At 63.4% G+C, this 16,885-nt stretch carries 11 protein-coding genes; 7 read left to right on the top strand and 4 right to left on the bottom strand.

The genetic code is table 11. The features are described 5' to 3' along the window. Positions 1-30 precede the first annotated feature (30 nt). Positions 31-1,605 carry a SagB/ThcOx family dehydrogenase gene (locus tag NF78_RS25010; RefSeq protein ID WP_035992674.1) on the bottom strand — a complete coding sequence of 525 codons (1,575 nt, stop codon included), beginning with the start codon at positions 1,603-1,605 and terminating at the stop codon, positions 31-33. Positions 1,606-1,936: 331 nt separating this feature from the next. Between NF78_RS25010 and NF78_RS25005 the strand changes: the two genes are divergently transcribed. From NF78_RS25005 to NF78_RS24995, 3 genes are all read left to right on the top strand, one after another. Further along, the gene (locus NF78_RS25005) at positions 1,937-2,470 is read left to right on the top strand and encodes a pentapeptide repeat-containing protein (RefSeq protein WP_035992671.1); all 534 of its coding nucleotides are present in this window, start codon (positions 1,937-1,939) and stop codon (positions 2,468-2,470) included. A gap of 122 nt (positions 2,471-2,592) precedes the next feature. Then, entirely contained in the window at positions 2,593-5,466 is a 2,874-nt protein-coding gene (locus tag NF78_RS25000) for a tetratricopeptide repeat protein (RefSeq protein WP_081972923.1), read from the top strand. A gap of 172 nt (positions 5,467-5,638) precedes the next feature. Beyond that, entirely contained in the window at positions 5,639-6,613 is a 975-nt protein-coding gene (locus NF78_RS24995; RefSeq protein WP_225885414.1) for an SGNH/GDSL hydrolase family protein, read from the top strand. A 145-nt stretch (positions 6,614-6,758) separates the two neighbouring features. Here the strand turns inward: NF78_RS24995 and NF78_RS24990 are convergent, their stop codons facing one another. Further along, on the bottom strand, positions 6,759-6,974 hold the full coding sequence (locus tag NF78_RS24990; RefSeq protein WP_035992664.1) for a hypothetical protein: 216 nt from the start codon (positions 6,972-6,974) through the stop codon (positions 6,759-6,761). Positions 6,975-7,487: 513 nt separating this feature from the next. Here NF78_RS24990 and NF78_RS24980 point away from each other — a divergent pair. From NF78_RS24980 to NF78_RS24970, 3 genes are all read left to right on the top strand, one after another. Further along, positions 7,488-10,877, top strand: coding sequence for a hypothetical protein (locus NF78_RS24980; RefSeq protein WP_035992658.1), 3,390 nt, complete (start codon positions 7,488-7,490; stop codon positions 10,875-10,877). A 141-nt stretch (positions 10,878-11,018) separates the two neighbouring features. Then, complete coding sequence (locus NF78_RS24975; protein WP_035992655.1) at positions 11,019-11,252, top strand: hypothetical protein; 234 nt, start codon at positions 11,019-11,021, stop codon at positions 11,250-11,252. Positions 11,253-11,476: 224 nt separating this feature from the next. Next, positions 11,477-11,683: a hypothetical protein gene (locus NF78_RS24970; protein WP_156119963.1), complete on the top strand. Its 207-nt coding sequence runs from the start codon at positions 11,477-11,479 to the stop codon at positions 11,681-11,683. 106 nt (positions 11,684-11,789) lie between these two features. Here NF78_RS24970 and NF78_RS24965 read toward each other — a convergent pair whose 3' ends face one another. Next, entirely contained in the window at positions 11,790-12,728 is a 939-nt protein-coding gene (locus NF78_RS24965; protein WP_035992650.1) for a glycosyltransferase family 2 protein, read from the bottom strand. 299 nt (positions 12,729-13,027) lie between these two features. Here NF78_RS24965 and NF78_RS24960 point away from each other — a divergent pair, with 299 nt between their 5' ends. After that, entirely contained in the window at positions 13,028-13,519 is a 492-nt protein-coding gene (locus NF78_RS24960) for a hypothetical protein (protein ID WP_225885413.1), read from the top strand. 24 nt (positions 13,520-13,543) lie between these two features. Here NF78_RS24960 and NF78_RS24955 read toward each other — a convergent pair whose 3' ends face one another. Continuing rightward, the gene (locus NF78_RS24955; RefSeq protein ID WP_318655510.1) at positions 13,544-16,681 is read right to left on the bottom strand and encodes a UPF0182 family protein; all 3,138 of its coding nucleotides are present in this window, start codon (positions 16,679-16,681) and stop codon (positions 13,544-13,546) included. Between the last annotated feature and the right edge of the window lie 204 nt (positions 16,682-16,885).

Below are 16,885 nucleotides of genomic sequence, written 5' to 3'. Positions count from 1 at the left end.
CTGAACCATCCACCCCCTAGACTACCCCGACTACCCTGGTTGACCTAAGGTTGTAATGTAAATCACCGCTTCGTCGGGGGGAATGCCCAGCACCTCGTTGACCTGGTCGTCATAGAAGCCGCCGATGCCGCTTACCCCCAGCCCCAGCCGAACGGCGGCCAGGTTGAGCCGCTGGCCCAGGTGCCCGGCATCGAGGTGCAGGTAGCGGTAGACGCGATCGCCGTAGGCGGCCACCGCCCCGGCCAGGTCGGCGGTGTGAAACACCACCGCGGCGGCGTCGCGGCCCAGCTCCTGGCCCAGGCACAGGTAGTGCAGCTCGCGGCGAAAGTTCTTGAAGCGCACCTGGCGCAGTTCCTCGCTGCGGGGGGCGTAGTAGTAGCAGCCGTCGTCCAGGTCCTCCACCCCGCAGGCCACCACAAAGGTGTGGACCAGGCGGCGATCGCCGTAGTCCGGGTCGGCATCAAAGCCCTGGTCGCGGTAGTGGTGGGGCTGGTAGGTGAAGTCCAGAAGCTGCCTGAGCGCCGCCAGGGAGATGGGTTGACCGCTGAAGCGCCGGGTCGATCGCCGCTTGAACAGCGTGGTTTCCAGATCTTCCAGGTGGGGACCCCAGGCAATCGGGGCGGTGTCGGTGGGCAAGCGCAGGCCAAAGGGCAGATTGTACTTATCCTCCAGGGTGTCGCCGGGGCGGGGGGTGTCGTCGCTGGGCCGCATCGCCCAGCGGGGCACATCGGCGGTGGGGGCGATCGCGGTCACCTGGTGAAAGTAGGTCAGTAACTCCCCGTCGGGCACCGCCGAAAACTGGGTTTGGGGCGGCGTGGCAAAGGCCACCTGGGCACAGGGCAGGTTTTGCTCCACCGTCAGCAGGTCGGCCAGGGGCAGCACCGCCAGCGCCCCCTCCTCGGCGGGGTCGAGATAGAGCAGGTCGGCCAGGGCGCGATCGGCAAAGCTGGCAATCAGGTGGGGGCGGTAGTCTACGATGGCGCTGGCCAGCTCCAGGTTGCCCAGCAGGTGGCCCACATCCAGGCAAATCCGCCGATAGGCCCGATCCTGGTAGCGCCAGGCCGACCGATCGAACACCCCCGTCACCACCACCGCCAGGTGGGTAGCCTCCAGGGTGGGGTGCCAGAAGCAGGCCTCCTGTAGCCCCTGCCACACGTGGTCTTCCCAGTAGCGCCAGAGGCTGTGGCGGTGGGCCTGGTAGTTGTAAAGCCCTGCGGGCAGCAGCCGCGTGCCGCGCGAAATAACATAGATCTCCGCCGGGTAGAGCCCCCCGGCCGAGGGCGCCGATCGCAAGTAAAACGCCTGTCCGGTGACGGTAGGAAACTTGGCTGTCAGCCCGTAGGTATTGATCAGCAGCCGGGACAGCCGCATCCAGTCCACGGCCTCATCTCCGGCTCCCAGCCCGACCCTGGCAGCTGGGGTTGCCGCTTCGGAGCCATCCTCCAGGTAGGGCTTGAGGTCCACCTCCGTGCCCACCCGGTAGGTTTTGAAGGGACTGGGCTGGCGGCTGTAGTCCAGGGGGCGAGCCTGGGAAGCCAGGGTCTCAGGGTCGTACTTGGTACGGCTGTGGTAGTGCTGGGCAACGGAAACCAGAGCGTCGGGCATGGCCGAAAGAAGAGGTGGCAAGGGCCGCAGGCCGCAACCGGCGGTTGTAATTCAGTCTAGTCTAAGCAAAAACCGGAGCGCGGCACATCGTCTCTGCAGCGGAGATACCTAACCCCGCACCAGCCCGACCCTCAGACCACGGTCGCCAGCGTTGACCTGGAACCGCATACCGCAATTGAAGGAACACCGGGATCCGCCCCGCCCAAAGCTGCTCAAAAACCTGAAGACATCCTTAACGCACCGTTGTTACAAAACGTAAACGCATACAGTGTCAGGTGTTGTTTAGGTGAGCACATATACTCAAGCTCGCCGCCTGGATTCGGCAACTGTGATGGATCAACTTACCAAGGATGCTCTGCTAACAGCCTATCGGGGTGGTCAGCGCTGTTTCTCGGGCAGCGATCTGAGCGGAGTTGAACTCTTCGAGGTGGATTTGCGCCAGATTGACTTGCAGGGTAGCTGCCTGGACGGGTGTTACATACCCTATGGCAACCTGAGCGGAGCCAGGCTGACCAGGGCCAGCCTGGTAAACGCTCACCTGGGCGACGTCAACCTCTACGGGGCCGACCTGGCCGGGGCAACCCTGAGCGAAGCCGACCTGGGCCGAGCTGACCTGCGTGGAGCCAACCTGAGCGGGGCCAACCTGGCCGGGGCAACCCTGAGCGGCGCCGATCTGCGCGGGGCGAGCCTGCAGCAGGCTAACCTGGAGCGGGCCAACCTCAGCGGGGCCAAGCTGGAGGGGGCTAATCTCACCGATGCCAACCTCACCCGCTGCAACCTGTTTCGGGCGACGGGGGCCGATCTGACCGGGAGCCGCTGCGATCGCACCACTGTCCTGCCCAGTGGCTACAACTATGGGCGCTAGCCGGGGGCCGTTAGCACGGGGCCGCTGGCAGGGCCTGAACCTAAGGGGGGAATGTTGCCCACCGCTGCCCTCACCCCCTGAAGTATCAGGTATCCTAGGCATATTCCATTAGGACAGTCCTGATGAGGCAGCCCATGCGTTCCCTGGCCGATGTTCCCCGCCCCCTGCTGTTGCTGGCGCTGATGTTGCTCAGCGGTGGGGCGGTGATTCAGCCCGGGGCCTCGCAGCGGGTCGCTGCCCAAACTGCCACCCCTGACCCAGTTCAGGAGCCCGTGCTGCTGGCCCAGGTGGCCACCACCGCTGAAATCGAGCGGCTTAGCACCGAGGCCGATCTGGCTTTTCGCCGCGCCACCACGCTGTTTTTTGTCATGCTGGGCACCCTGCTGCTGCTGCTGGGCCTGGGGGTGGTGATGCTGTGGCTGATGCGGCGATCGGTGATTCAGGAAGTCTCGGTGGTGGTGCGCAACCAGATCAACGACATCACCGACTTAGAGACCAAGATTCAAACCGCCACCCGCGACCTCGACTACATTTTGACCCAGGCCAAGGAGCGGGCCACCGAACTCAACAGCCGCACCGACCGCTTTCAGGAAGAGGCCGTGACCAAAAAGCAGGTGCTCAACCGGCTGGTGGATGACCTGGCCGAATTTAAAGCCCGCACCATCAACGACTGGCAGTCCACCCTGAGCGATCTGCAGGTGAAGCTGGAGAGCACCGAGGCCAACTTCGTCGGCCACCTGACCGGGCTGCGCGCCGCAGCCGATGACGAAATTACCACCCTGCGCAAGGACACCCAGCTCCAGCGCGACGTGGTGTTTCGCACCCTGGAGGAAAACCAGACCAGCTTTTTGCGCGACGTGAACCGACTGCGCAGCGACGTGGAGGTGCACCAGGACGCGGTGCTACAAAAAATTGGCAATGCCGAAACCAGCTTTGCCGACCAGATGGCCACGATGACCCAGGCCATGCAGGAGGAGCGCGATCGCGCCATGGTGGCCCTGGCCGATCTGCGCCAGCAGCTCACCACCCAGGCCAGCGACCAGGTCGATCGCCAGACCGCCGCCATTGCCGAAGCCCTGGACGCCCTGCGCCAGAGCAGCCTCACCCGCCTGCAAACCCAGACCGACGAGATTGGCCGCCAGCTGGGCGAGCTGCAGGTCAGCGCCCTGGGCGAGCGGGATTTGGCCCTGCAAACCATCCAGCGCTCCATCGACGAGTTCACCCAGCGCTTCGCCAACCTGCGCACCGAGGTGGATGGCCAGCGCAGCCGCATTCTGGCCGACCTGGGCCGCCAGGCCGACGAGTTTCTGGCCCAGTTTGGCGGCCTCAAGATCGAGATCGAGAATCGCCAGGATATGCTGCTGGGGGATCTGCGCCGGGCCGCGGACGAAGCTCTGGAGCGCTTTGCCACCACCCGCACCGAGGTCGATGCCCGCCAGCAAAACACCCTCGACGACTTTCAGCGCACCGCCCAGGCGATGCAGAGCCAGCTGGCCCAGATGGCCACCGAGGCCGAGGTTCAGCGATCGACCCTGCTGGCCGACATCGACGCCACCGCCACCGCCTTTCGCCAGCAGGTACGGGTGCTGCAGGAGGCCACGGGCGAGCAGCAGACCCAAATCGTCGACGGCATGCGGGCCATGGAAGCGGCCTTTACCGAGCAGCTGAACCAGGTGCGCCAGGTAATCTTCAGCCGCCGCGATCGCGTGCTCGACAAAATCGATAGCTTTGATGCCCGCCTCAGTGAGGACCTGGCCAACCTGGGCACCACCACCGCCGAGCGCGAGGCCGCCGCCCGCACCCAGCTCGACGGCCTGATGGCCGAAATGGCCGAGCGCTTTGCCCGCCTGGAGGCCGACATCGAAGCGGGGCGCGAGGTGTCTCTGGGCCGCCTGGGCGATCTGCAACAGAGCTACCGGGTGCGGCTGGAGGCGATCGCCGCCGAAGCCCAGCACCAAAAGGACGAGATCATGCGCCGCCTGGGCGAGGTGTCGCCCCAGTACCTGGCCGACTCGTTTATGAGCGAGGCGCGGCAGCAGTTTGAGACCATCACCGACAAGATCGCTCGGCTGGAGACCAACCGGCCCCAGCTATTTCTCACCGCCGACGAGTACATTGGCCGGGGCGATCGCTACCTGGCCGACGGCGACCACGCCCTGGCGGTGGCCGAATACGACAAGGCCCTCGACATTCAGCCGGTCAACACCCAGGTGTGGATCAACCGCGCCCAGGCCCAGCAGGCACTGGAGCAGCTGGAAGGGGCGCTCGACTCCCTCGACCACGCCCTGGAGCTGGAGCCCAGACACACCGGGGCGCTGCTGCAGAAAGGCCTGATTCTGCGCGAGCTGCGCCGCCACGAAGACGCCCTGGCGGTGTTTGATCGACTCAGCGAGATCACCCCCGACGACGCCAAGGTCTGGCTGAATCGGGGCATGGTGCTGAGCCGCCTGAAGCGGCGCGAAGACGCCATCACTGCCTTTGACAAAGCCCTTGAAATCCACCCCGAGTACCACGAGGCCTGGGTGAACCGGGGCGTGTCCTACGGCATTTTGCAGCAGCACGAGGAGGCGTTTAACTCCTTTGACAAAGCCGTGGAGTACCAGGCCAACGATGCGATCGCCTGGCTCAACCGGGGCCTTTCCCTGATCGAGCTGGAGCGCTACGACGACGCCCTGGCCAGCTTCGACAAGGCCACCCGGTTCAACCCCGACGCCCCCAAGGCCTGGGACAATCGGGGGCTGGCCCTGGTCAAGCTGGGCCGCGACGAGGATGCGATCAAGAGCTTCGATCGCGCCACTGCCCTCGACCCCGACTATCCCAAGGCCCACTACAACAAGGCCCTCTGCTACGCCCTCCAGCGCCAGTTTGACAACGCCATGGACGCGCTGCAGCAGGCGGTGCGCCTCGACCCTGACTACCGCGAAGAGGCTCGCACCGAACCCGCCTTCGACGAACTCTGGAGCGACAACTGGTTCCGCGAGCTGGTGGAAAAATAGGGCCAACGGGCCGAGTTGGCGACCTCACAGGGGACGTTTATTTAGGTGGAATCCGCTTAAGCGCTTCGGATTCGGTATAAGCGGCGTCAAACCGCTGCCCAAAGGGGAGAAATATGACTAAAATGCTGGTGCTGCAATCGGCAGAACGTTGGTAAGAATCGCACTTTGGATATTGGCCTTCGGGGTTTTAGGCCTGGTCGTCGCGGAGCTTTTTCTGCGGGTCAGGTACGGCCTGGGCAACCCGCCCCTCTACGTGGCCGATGCCCGCACCGGCTACCGCCTGGCTCCCAATCAAACCCTACGGCGGCGGGGCAACCGCATCGCCATCAACGCTTACTCCATGCGGGGGCCAGAGATTTCGCTCCAGCGGGCCACCGACACCCTGCGGGTGCTGATGGTGGGCGATTCGATCGTCAACGGCGGCTGGTGGACCGACCAGAGCGAGCTGCTATCGCTCCGGCTGCAGGCGGCCCTGGAACCGCTCAACCCCGCCAATTTTCGGCAGGTGGAGGTGCTCAACGCCTCGGCCAACTCCTGGGGGCCGCGCAACGAGCTGGGCTACGTGCTGCGGTTCGGCACCTTTGAGGCCCAGGTGGTGCTGCTGGTGCTCAATACCGACGACCTGTTTGCGATTGCCCCCCACAGCTACGACCTGGGCCGCAACCCCCAGTACCCTACCCGCCGCCCGCTGCTGGCCCTCCAGGAGGCGATCGCCCGTCGCCGCAGCTATACCCCCAGCGCCGAACTCCAGGCCCTGCACGACCAGCGGGGCGATCGCGTCGGCGTCAACCTGGAGGCTCTGCGCCAGCTAAAGCAGGTAGTCGAAGCGGCGGATGGGCGACTGGCGATCGCCATGACCCCCCTGCGCCGGGAGCTAGAGGATGGACCCCGCGACTACGAGCAGATCGCCCGTCAGCGCCTCACCGCCTTTGCCCAGGCCGAGGGGCTGCCCTACCTCGATTTTTTGCCCCAGTTTCAGCAGACCGGCTCCGAACCGCTGTACTTCGACCACATTCACCTCAGTGCCGAAGGCAACCGCTGGGTGGGGCAGGCCCTGGCGGAGTGGCTGGCCCTAAGCCTACCCCTGGAAGATAGGTCAACCCCCGGCCAGGAGCGATCCCCCGATCCGCTGCAGGATCTCTGGTGATCCCCAGGCACCCGATGGCGTTTGTTTAGCGCTTTTTCCCCGGCCCCCGGCCCCAAAGCCAGACCGCCTACCCGAGGGGATAGGCGGTCTGGAACAGTTCAGAACAATCGGCGATCGCGTGTGCAAGGGTCTCACCTGTCGCAGGCTACAGCAGCAGCAGCAGCAGCGCCAGCGTCACCAAAAAAGACGCTATGGCCTCCAGACCTCGAGGAAATTCGTTGCTCAGGTCGCGCTCCCAACCGCAGTTGAGGCAGACGTAGTAGCTTTCGGCCTTGGTGACGATGGTGTGCCGTCCGCAGTGGGGGCACTCCAGGTGGTGGGGGTGGTGAGGGTGAGAACTGTCGGAATAGGGCACTAGCATGGTGAACCTCCTTGGGGTTGCTTGGGGTGATGGGGTGACAATCACCATTTCCCAGGGCAGGTTCCAGGACTCCAGAGCCCTACCCCTGACTCCCCGATCTGGCCTGGGGACCTCTGGTCTAAAGACGTAGGATCTAGCGACCTGTGGTCTAGAGACAATTTCGGGATTTCGGAGTAGGCTCTAAATGTCATTGGACACTGCGTCTGATGATGGACTGCCAGGGAGACCAGCGGCCAAATGCGGACTCCCTGGCCTTATTTTTGGGGAAGCAGCAAATTCTAGCTAGCCAGGGCGAGGCGGCACCGGAGCCCCTGGCGCTGGAATCGGAGGATCGGCCAACCCAAGTATTTTGTATCTTTCGACACCAAATATTCGAATTGACCCGGCTTTTGTAGCCTGAACTACAGGAGGTGGGTCAACTTCATGGGAACTTTGTGTCGGGGAGAGGCCCCAGGGCGGGCTAAATCTGCCTAAAACCAGTGAAAAACTTGCTCAATCTCCCAGGGACCCTCCGTGAGTTCGGCAGACCAGGCTCGCAGCTACCGCTTCTTCTACTATCTCTGTGCCGCCCTGGGGTATGAACAGCAGCCCAACGGCGACGTCAACGCGGCGGGGGTGGGGGCTCTGCTGGGGAATAGGGAGTTGCGCCGGGCCGTGACCGCCCTGCTCCAGCCGGAAAAGCTATCGGCCGAAGAGTGCGAAACCCGGCTCCGTCGCCTGGGCAATACCACCACGGGTACCGCCGTGCAGCTTTTGAGCCACCTGCGGCAAAACCTGGCGGCGGCCTACCAGGCGTTTGAGCTGCCCCCCACCCGGGTGCTGGGCGCCGAGGAGGTGCTGACGGCCCTGTCTTACCTGGTAGAGCTGACCCCGAAGGAACGCCGTGACCTGGGCCTGCCCGCCGGGGACGGGCTGACCCTATTGCAGCGATCGCTGTTGATGCTGCAAACCGTGGGCGGCCTGGAAAACTACGAAATGCTGCTGCACATCTACAAGGCGGCGGTGGGGCTCGACTTTACCCGAGCGGAGGAGCCCCTGACCTCGCTGGCGGCGGTGGACGACCTGATTGCCCAGGTGGTGCGGCAATCCCTGGCCTTTTTGCCCCGCCAAAACCCGGCCCGGGCCAGCGCCAGCGCCAGTCGCCGCGAGGACACCGTCACCGAGCTGACCCGCAAGGTGCAGCGGGAGGTGCGTCGCCTGCTGGCCCGCAGCGGCAACCAGCAGCTGGCCACCTCGGGGGATGCGATCGTCAATTCCTACGTGCGCCAGTACCTGCAGCCCGCCTTTGTGACCAAGCTGGCCCAGACCATCGGGGCCAACGAGCGGCTGACCGATCAACTGCCGGTGTACCTCAAGCGGATCTCCTTTGTGCCCTCCGGGCCACTCCCCTTTGCCGACCGGGAGCTGGACGTGCTCACCCAGGGGCGCGGCCCCTACCCGCCGCTGCTGCACCCGGCCCTGCGGGACCTGGACCAGGGGGGCAGCCTGGCCCACTACCCCGACCTGCCCGGCCCTGGCGACTACGAGCTGGCCTCCCAGGAGGCCACCCAGGTAAGCGTGGAGTTTTACGTCAAGGTGCCCCCCGGCTACCAACCCAGCATCGACGATGTGTTTGAGCGGCTGAGCAGCCAGGATGGTCGCCGCATCGACTTCAGCCTCAGCAGCACCGGCATTGGCGGCTCCCTCTCCCACGTGATCAAGGTGATCAATCGGGCGCTGCTCCAGGATATTCCCTGCCTGGGTGAGTTTTTCCCCATCGCCCACGATGTCACCTCGACCCAGGCGATCATCCGCGACAACGTGGCCTCGCCGGTGTGGGCCCACAGCCTGGTCAAGCTCTGCCGCCGCCAGCTGCTGGGGGAAACCCTCAACGCCTGCCAGGACGATCAGTTCAGCAACTACGCTGACTTTTCCTTTGCCGACCCCATCGGCCACGGCGATTTCTGCGGGTTTGACTTTTTGCTGTCCCAGGCCCAGGCGTCGCTCCAGGCCCGCCTGCAGGCGATTCGGAACGCTGGGGTGCAGCCCAGCACCTACATTCGCCAGCTATGCCATCGGGTGGAGCGCTCCCAGGCGATGCAGGACGCCTGGACCTGCCTGCGGGGCTACCCCTTCTCCTCCCTGGCAATGATCGGCCTGATTCAGCAGACCCTGATGCCGACCCAAGCAGAAGCCGCCCTGGGCAAGAGCGACCCCTACATCTACTTTGACGCCTGCCTGTCAATCACCGAGGCGCTGCTGGACGAGGGGGTCTACCGCCCCGCCCGGGCCTATCTGCGTCGGTTGGAGGGGCTGGATCCTTTTGTGGCCCAGGGACTGGAGACCTCGCGACCCAGCGGTGAGCCCTTCGAGGTGTTTTCGGGGGCGCTCGTGATTCGCTACCTGCTCTGCCTGGCCCACTACTACTACCTCTACGACACCCGCGATCGCGAACCGGAGTACCTGCCCCCCGGCTGCCAGGCCGACGTCAACCGCGACATCCTGGTGCAGCGGGCCTGGGAAACCCTCGACCAGGCCCAGCGCCACGTCAGTCTGCGCCTGCGCAAGTACGTGGTGCTCAACGAAGTCTCCCAGGGCACCTTTCACCCCCACTACCTGCTGCTCAGCCGGATCGCTTTTCTGCGCACCAAGCTGATGTTGTTTTTCCCCCGCCGGGTGCCCCGGGACGAGGACTACCTGCCCACCGAAAGCTTTGTGGGCCGCCAGCGCACGGCAGCGTCGATCCACTGGGGGCGGCTGTTTCTGGCCGAAAAGGCGCGCCTCTACGCCGCCGCTGACGGCGACAGCGAGATCTATGCCTGCCACGCCGCCATCCAGGCGTGGATCTACCTGATAGCGGCCTACGCGGGGACCAGCGATCTGAACCTGGCGGCTTTGAACAACGGCGATCGCCCCCGCCAGCTCGACCCCAAGCAGTGCCTGGCCTGGGCCCGGCGGCTGCGCAACCACGCCCTGATCACCTACGCCGAAACCGGCCGCCAGTGCTACTACCAGATCAAAGAAAAGAGCGGCCTGCGGCGCGACAACCTGGACAGCTTCGGCCCCTACTGCATCGAGAAAATTCCCCCCATCTTTGAGACCCGCGACCCACCCGAGGCCGCCCTCAAACAGGCTGAAGAGCGGCCCCATGTCCCAACCGCCCGCCCTGGCCCGACCACAACCGAGCTGCTGGTGCTGGACATGTCGCTGCTGGCGGTTAACCCCAAGGACCTGCCCAGGGTGTCGCCCCACCACCCCACCCGCAACATCTACCTGTTTGGTACCAATGCCTGCTACCTGTTCTTTATTCGCGGGCTGCTGATGGCCTGCACCAACGTGGCCCAGGAGTTTGACGACGAGGAGGCCCCCGCCACCCAGATCGACTGGGACGCGAAGCTGCGGCTGGCCACCCGCCTGCTGCACACCGCCTGGGCCACCGCCGAGGAGGGCGGCACCGTGGAAAAGGACGTGCAGGACGGCCAGCGGATCTTTCGCATTGCCCGGTCCTTCAACCGCGACGGCCAGACCAGCACCTTTTCGTCGCCGGAAATCGACTCCATTCGCGATCTCTACCCCCGGCGCATCGCCGAGATCTCAGACCTGGGCAAAATCTTTGCGATCGCCTGTATGGTGCTGCGACTGGCCCTGGTCCCCGAGGGCGATCGCGCTGCCCTGGAGGCCGACATTGACGCCCTGCTGGCCAGCCTCTACAACGCCGAGAGTCTGCAAAACTGCCGCACCCACCGGGCCCTGCTCAGCCGCCAAAAACGCTATAACGGCCACCTGGAGAGCTACCTGAGCTACGCCACCGACTGCCTCCAGCGCCATCGGGCGGAGGCTACCGCCCCGGCCCAGCCCAGCCAGCTTCGGCAGCGGCGGGATCGGCTGATGGGCGAACTGTTTGCCGGGCTGAGCCCGACCTAGCTCCCTGCAGCCTCGAAGGTTGTCTGGAAAACAGCGCCCAGCGGCAAGCTGTGAAACACTGATATTGGCATTGCAGGCCTGAGTAGATGGATAACGTTCGACAACAGGAATCGAAATTAGTAGAGGGTTAGGAGGTCAGCCATGAACCCCCGCAAGATCGGTCTAGCGATGGGCCAGGGTGCCCAGGTAGTCGTCAATCTGATGGCTGTGGTGATGGTCTTGAGCGGCATCTACATGATTTTCACAGGGGATGAGGACGAATCCCTGCTGGGGGCCGCGAATACGTTGCTTGGGGCCACCCTGTTCACGCTCCCTGAGCCAACGGAGGCGGAGAACTCCTCTGAAGACGCCACAGAACCAGATGAAAATCAGTGATCTCAGGGCATAAAATAGGCCTGCCGTTAATCTCAGCGACACCTTGCCCATCCAAACCAACAAGCTGGGGCCGTAGCCGTTGGCTCCTGTGCCATCAGCGGTGAGGTGATACCGCCCCTGGCAATGATCACATCGGATCACAACACAACATTTTTTAATATTGTGTTACATTAGGCCAGGCCACCCGTGGTCAAGCCTGTGTCAATCGCAAAGGAGAACTACCGATGCATCCCCAATCCCCCATGACCCTGGAACGGCGGAAGGTCGATATCCTCCAACTGTTCTTTTTCCTGCTGGGTGCTCCGCACATCTCGGGGGCACTGCGTTCCGCCGAGCGGCGACGCCAGCCAAAAGCGCCCATCATGCAGTATGTGTCGGTGGCTCTACTGGCCATGGCGATCGCCAGCGCCGCTGAAATGCTCCTGCTGTAGAGGTACAAGGTTGGAGGTTCACGGTGTACGGATTACGACCGGCCTTGAACCGTACACCGTGAACCCTGAACCTCCACTAACCGCTCACCTTTGGCTTAGCAGACCACTACCCTTCCTGCTGCATCTCGCGGTAGGCCGCGTAGACCCCCTGCACCGTGTACCAGTTCAAAAACACTCGGGCCAGCTCCAGGGCCACCTGGGGTTTGCCCTGGTCAATTAGCCAGCGCAGCAGGGGGGCCATGGTTTTCTCGTTCAGTCTACCGCCTGCCGTCAGCACGCCCCACAGAATCCGGTGTAGCCAAGTCATTTGAATCATCATCTTGACTTCGCGGGTGGGGTGCTTCTGGTAAAACAGCGCCCCCATGCGGCCCCGCTGAATCTCCTGATCGATCATTTTGGGAATTTGATCGAGGGCGAAGGGGGCGTGGTAGTGGTAACCCAGGGCCTCGGGTACCTTGACCATAGAGACCCCCAGATTTTTGAGCCGCACCCCCAACTCCAGATCTTCCCAGCCGTAGAGGCGAAAGTCGGGGTCAAACAGGCCAGCGGTGAGCAGCCAGTGGCGCGCGATCGCCACGTTGGCCGTGTCAAAAAAGGCGTTTGAGAAGTCGGTGACCTTGGCCGGTTCGGTGGTGGGCTGCTCAAAGTTGCAGGTGTTGACCAGGCGACCGGCGCTAAAGGCGCGATCGTCCCCCAGGCGCTGGTAGGCGTCAGCCAGGGTCTGGGCATGGGCCTGCAGCGCCCCCGGCACCAAAATCACGTCGCTGTCGATGAAGGCGATGGTGTCGCCCCGAGCCACCTCCACCCCGTAGTTGCGGGCTGCCCCGGCGCCGCCGTGGTTGCGCTCGTACAGCCGCACGTGGGGAAACTCGGCGGCGTTTTGCCTGAGCCAGTCCTGGGTGCCGTCGGTGGAGCCGTCGTCTACCACCACCAGTTCCAGGTCGGTAATCAGCGCCGGATCGTAGACCTGCTGCTCCAGGGCGCGGAGGCATTTTTCCAGAATTGGCTGACGGTTGTAGGTGGGGGTAACAACACTGATAAACACGGTGGGCCTTCCAAGTAGCGCTACAGCCATTGCCAGGGCGGTTAGGACATTTCGAATCCTCCTGGAGCGATGGCTGTGCGCCGTTGCGCCGCCCCAGTTCTGGCCAGTGGTAGGAATGGCCAGCAATATACCATCCTAGCGCCTTCCCCAGGGCCAAAAATGGCGGACTGTGCCGGGTTGCTGCACCGCCCCTGGAAATCCGTGGCATAATTCAGTATGTATGAACTTTAGTTCAAGCGTATTTTTGCGGTTTTCTTTTGCCAACGACAGGGTTTAGACAGGGCGCACGGCAACGGCATATGGTGAGCGATCGCGGGCAGACAACCTACAGCTTCAGTCGTCGCCTGGGAGTCCTGGGACTGATGCTGCTGGGCGGCCTCTGGGGCTGCTCTGGTCCTGGCCAGACCCCCGGCCCCCGCAATGTGACCTTGGCTCAGAAGTGGGCGCTGCAGCCGGGCGATCGCCTGGCCGGGTACCAGGTCCAGAGCGGCCTGGGCGATATTACCCTCGATCTCCAGGGCAAGCGCGTGTTTATGCCCTTCGACGGTCAGGTGCAGCCCGCCGAGGGCAAGGTCGATGTGTGCGTTATTCTCTCAAGCCCCGATGTGCCCGCCTACCTGTTTCGCATCTGTGGGCTGCGCCAGGCCAAGCTGGGCGACCTCACCCAGGGAGACCCGATCGGCAGCGGCAATAGCGTCGCCTTTGCCACCCTGCGCCGCCAGGCCGACGGCACCTGGGCGATGGTCGAACCGGCCAAGGAAATGATCGCCCAGTTTTTGACTCAGCCTTAATTACCCAGCATCAATTACCCAGCATCACTCCGGAGCAGGGATGCCAAGTTCACCCTCGTTTCCCGGTGCGCCAGTGGGGGTATCTAGATCGATCAGACCCGGCACCGGGTCGTCGTCGGGGGCTTCGTCGCCCAGATCGCGCAGAATGGGGGGCGCTGGTTCGGGTGCTTCCAGGAAGATGGCCGACAGGACGGCCTGCAGGGTGGGGGCCATGGCAATGCGGTTGCGGTAGACCATGATCACCCGGGTCAGGGTGGGCAGCTGGTTTTGCTCGGCCACCAGGTACAGCGGTTCGACGTAGAGCAGCGATTGCTCGATGGGAATCACCAGTAGGTTGCCCTGCTGCGCCCGCGACCCCTGGGTATCCCAGAGGGAAATGCGCTGGGAGATCTCAGGGTCCTGGTTGATGCGGGCCTCGATCTGCTCGGGGCCGAAGACCAGCTCCTGCTTGGGGAAGCGGTAGAGCAGCCGCAGCCCGTAGCGATCGCCGTCGGACCTGGCCGCCAGCCAGGCAATCAGGTTGTTGCGCTGGAGCGGAGTAAACAACCGCAGCAGCACAAACTCCTCAACCTCCTCCTCGGGCAGCCGCATGATCAGGTAGTAGGGTTCGACCCGCTGGGTTTCGCTGGCGTAGATTTCGCTGGGGGCGCGCCACTGGTCCTCCCGGTTGTAGAACACCTGGGGGTCGGTCATGTGGTAGGTCATCAGCGAGTCGGCCTGCACCGAAAAGATGTCCTGGGGATAGCGAATGTGGGCGAGCAGGTTGGCGGGCATTGCCTCCAGCGGCTCAAACATGTTGGGCAACAGCCGAGCCCAGGTTTGGATGATGGGGTCTTCGGGTTCGGCGACAAAAAAGCTCACCGACCCGTTGAAGGCATCGACCACCACCTTGACCGAGTTGCGAATGTAGTTGAAGTCATTTTCGCCGGGGTCGGAGTAGGGGTAGCGACCGCTGACGGTGTAGGCGTCGATAATCCAGTACAGGTAGTTTTCGCCGGTCTGGGAATTGAAGTTTTCGGCAATGAAGTTGGGGTCGCGATCGCGAAACGCATCGAAGTCAACGCTGGCGGGGGCGCGGCTGCCGTGGCGGGGGCCGGTGCCCCACTGGCTGGAGATATCGCCAATGTCGACCGTGACCAGGTAGGGGTCGGTGTCGAAGCGCAAAAAGGGCGCGATCGCCCGCACTCGCTCGGCAATGTTGCGGCGGTAGAGCAGTCGCGTATCGGTGGTGAAGTCTTCGGTGAAAAGCATCCGCCAGTCGAGCAGGTGGCGGGCATACAGCAGCCGTCGCCAGAGGTTGTTCAGCGGAATGCCCGCCCGGCCCAGGTAAGCGGTGTAGATATTCTCGTTGCCGCTGGGGAAGTCCAGCTCCAGCACCTGGGTATTGGTCATGATATAGGTGTCGGTCAGCTCGCCAAAGTACAGGCGCGGGTCACCGATGGGAATGCTCTGGCGAATCTCTTCACTGCTGGGAATATTTTCGATGCCGCGCACAAAGTAGGTGGGCAAGCCGTCGGGGCCGGCGGTATTCACCGGGCTCATGGTGAAGCCAAAGCCGTGGGTGTAGACCAGGTGCTCGTTGACCCAGGTTTTGGCAATGTCGGGCACCTGCTCGTAGTTCAGCTCCCGGGCCGAAATCATCACCTGGCGACGCTCCGATCGCCGCTGCTGGTTCAAAATGCTGTAGCGGTCAAAGTCGGCATCTTTAAACTCGTAGTACAGCCGAATCTGCTGGAGCTGTCGGTTGCTCTCCAGCAGTGGGCGCGTGTCCCACAGGCGAATGTTCTCCAGGGTGAGGTCGTTTTCTTCTAAATCTTCAGCGGTCAGGTCGCCGCTGGGGTCAAAGGGTTCTGACTGAATCGCCTCCAGGTCAAAGGCCAAACGGGTGAGGGCAATGGAGTTGGTGATATAGGGGCGCTCCCGCTGCAGCTCGTTGGGCTGCACCACCAGCCGCTGCACCACCATGGGGGCCAGCACCAGCCCCAGCAGCGTCAGCACCAGGTAGCCGCACACCCCTTTGACCAGCAGGCTGGTGCGGCCAAACCCCACCCACCAGCCCAGGGGCTCACCCTGCGCCCTGGCCCGCGCCGTTTTTCGCATTGGGTTGATGTAGCCCGGTGCCCGCAGCCGTCCCCGCAGCAAAAACACCAGGCCCAGCCCCAGGGTGAGAATGGCCAGCATCCAGTTGGCGGGCAGCAGCACGTGAACGTGGGTGTAGCCCGCCCCGTACACTACCCCCTCGCGGGAGTAGAGGACTTCGTAGCGGCCTAGCCAGTGGCTAAAGCTGGTGGCCAAAAACAGCAGCCCGGCCAGGGTATAGAGGTGCTGCTGCTGCGGTGTCGAAAAGCCGAAGAATCGTCCCTGGCTGAGAGTGTTGGGGGTCAGGAGGTAAACCAGGTAAACACTGACCAGGGTAAAGAACAGGGTGCCGACCACCCAAAACTCAACCAGGTGCAGCACCGGCAGCGTAAAGATATAGAAGGCGATGTCGCGGTTGAAGATGGGTTCAACCTGGTTGTAGGGGACCGGGTTGAGGGCCAGCAGCACCGAGGGCCACTGGTTTGCTAACACCAGCCCATAGCCCAGGCTCATCAGGGCCGCCGCCAGCCGCCCCAGCTGCCGGGGGTAGATCAAAAACGCCACGGTGCTGATGCCCAGGGCCACAATCAGCCAGGGCTGGGTGATAAATATTTGGCCAATCACCGAAAACAGCTTCAGCTTGGGCCACAGGGGCAGGGGGGGGCTGGTGTCGTAGAGGGTGGTGGTCTGTCGCCAAAACTCTGCGGCAATCTGGCCCTGGTAAATGAGCTGCACCCCGACTAAAAAGCTCAGGGTCGCGCCCAGCAGCAGCAGACCGCTCAGCCCCAGGCTGTGGACTCGGGCGCTGCGATCGCTCGGGATATCCAGGGGCTTGGCGCGATCGGCCAGGCTCAGGTTGCCCCAGGTAAATAGCAGGGTCGCAAAGATGGGAATCAGACCGAGCCCTAGCTGCGAGCCCAGCCGCACCCAGAACACCTCTAAATAGTTGACCTCCGCGAACCACAGACGCTCGGCCTGGAGGTTGATCACCGCATCGAAAAAGAGCAGGGTGAACAGCCCCAGCCCCAGGCCCAACCACCCCCACCGGGGCAGCCCCCACTGAGGCAAACCCCACTGAGACAAACTCTTTGCGATCGCCTTGTTGACCATGGGCCCTACGGCTAGACAGCTACCCCAGCAATGCCTAGATTGTAGCGCCGCAGCGCTGAGCCATTGGCTTATGAATTAGTTCTGCTGTTGGTAGATGGGGGTTCGCTAAGGTATCAGGTGCAAGGTTTCAGGTGTAGGGTTCGACTTGAACTGCAGACCTGGTACCTTATACCCTTT

The sequence above is a fragment of the Leptolyngbya sp. KIOST-1 genome, assembly GCF_000763385.1.
Taxonomy (GTDB): Bacteria; Cyanobacteriota; Cyanobacteriia; order Phormidesmidales; family Phormidesmidaceae; genus Nodosilinea.
The sequence above is the reverse complement of the archived record's forward strand: the minus strand, read 5'-3'. Positions and strand labels throughout refer to the sequence as shown.

Coding starts and splice junctions, on each gene's coding strand:
- NF78_RS24970 (WP_156119963.1), top strand. CDS start 11,477: ATGCATCCCCAATCCCCCATGACCCTGGAACGGCGGAAGGTCGATATC.
- NF78_RS25010 (WP_035992674.1), bottom strand. CDS start 1,605: ATGCCCGACGCTCTGGTTTCCGTTGCCCAGCACTACCACAGCCGTACC.
- NF78_RS24960 (WP_225885413.1), top strand. CDS start 13,028: ATGGTGAGCGATCGCGGGCAGACAACCTACAGCTTCAGTCGTCGCCTG.
- NF78_RS25005 (WP_035992671.1), top strand. CDS start 1,937: ATGGATCAACTTACCAAGGATGCTCTGCTAACAGCCTATCGGGGTGGT.
- NF78_RS24975 (WP_035992655.1), top strand. CDS start 11,019: ATGAACCCCCGCAAGATCGGTCTAGCGATGGGCCAGGGTGCCCAGGTA.
- NF78_RS25000 (WP_081972923.1), top strand. CDS start 2,593: ATGAGGCAGCCCATGCGTTCCCTGGCCGATGTTCCCCGCCCCCTGCTG.
- NF78_RS24990 (WP_035992664.1), bottom strand. CDS start 6,974: ATGCTAGTGCCCTATTCCGACAGTTCTCACCCTCACCACCCCCACCAC.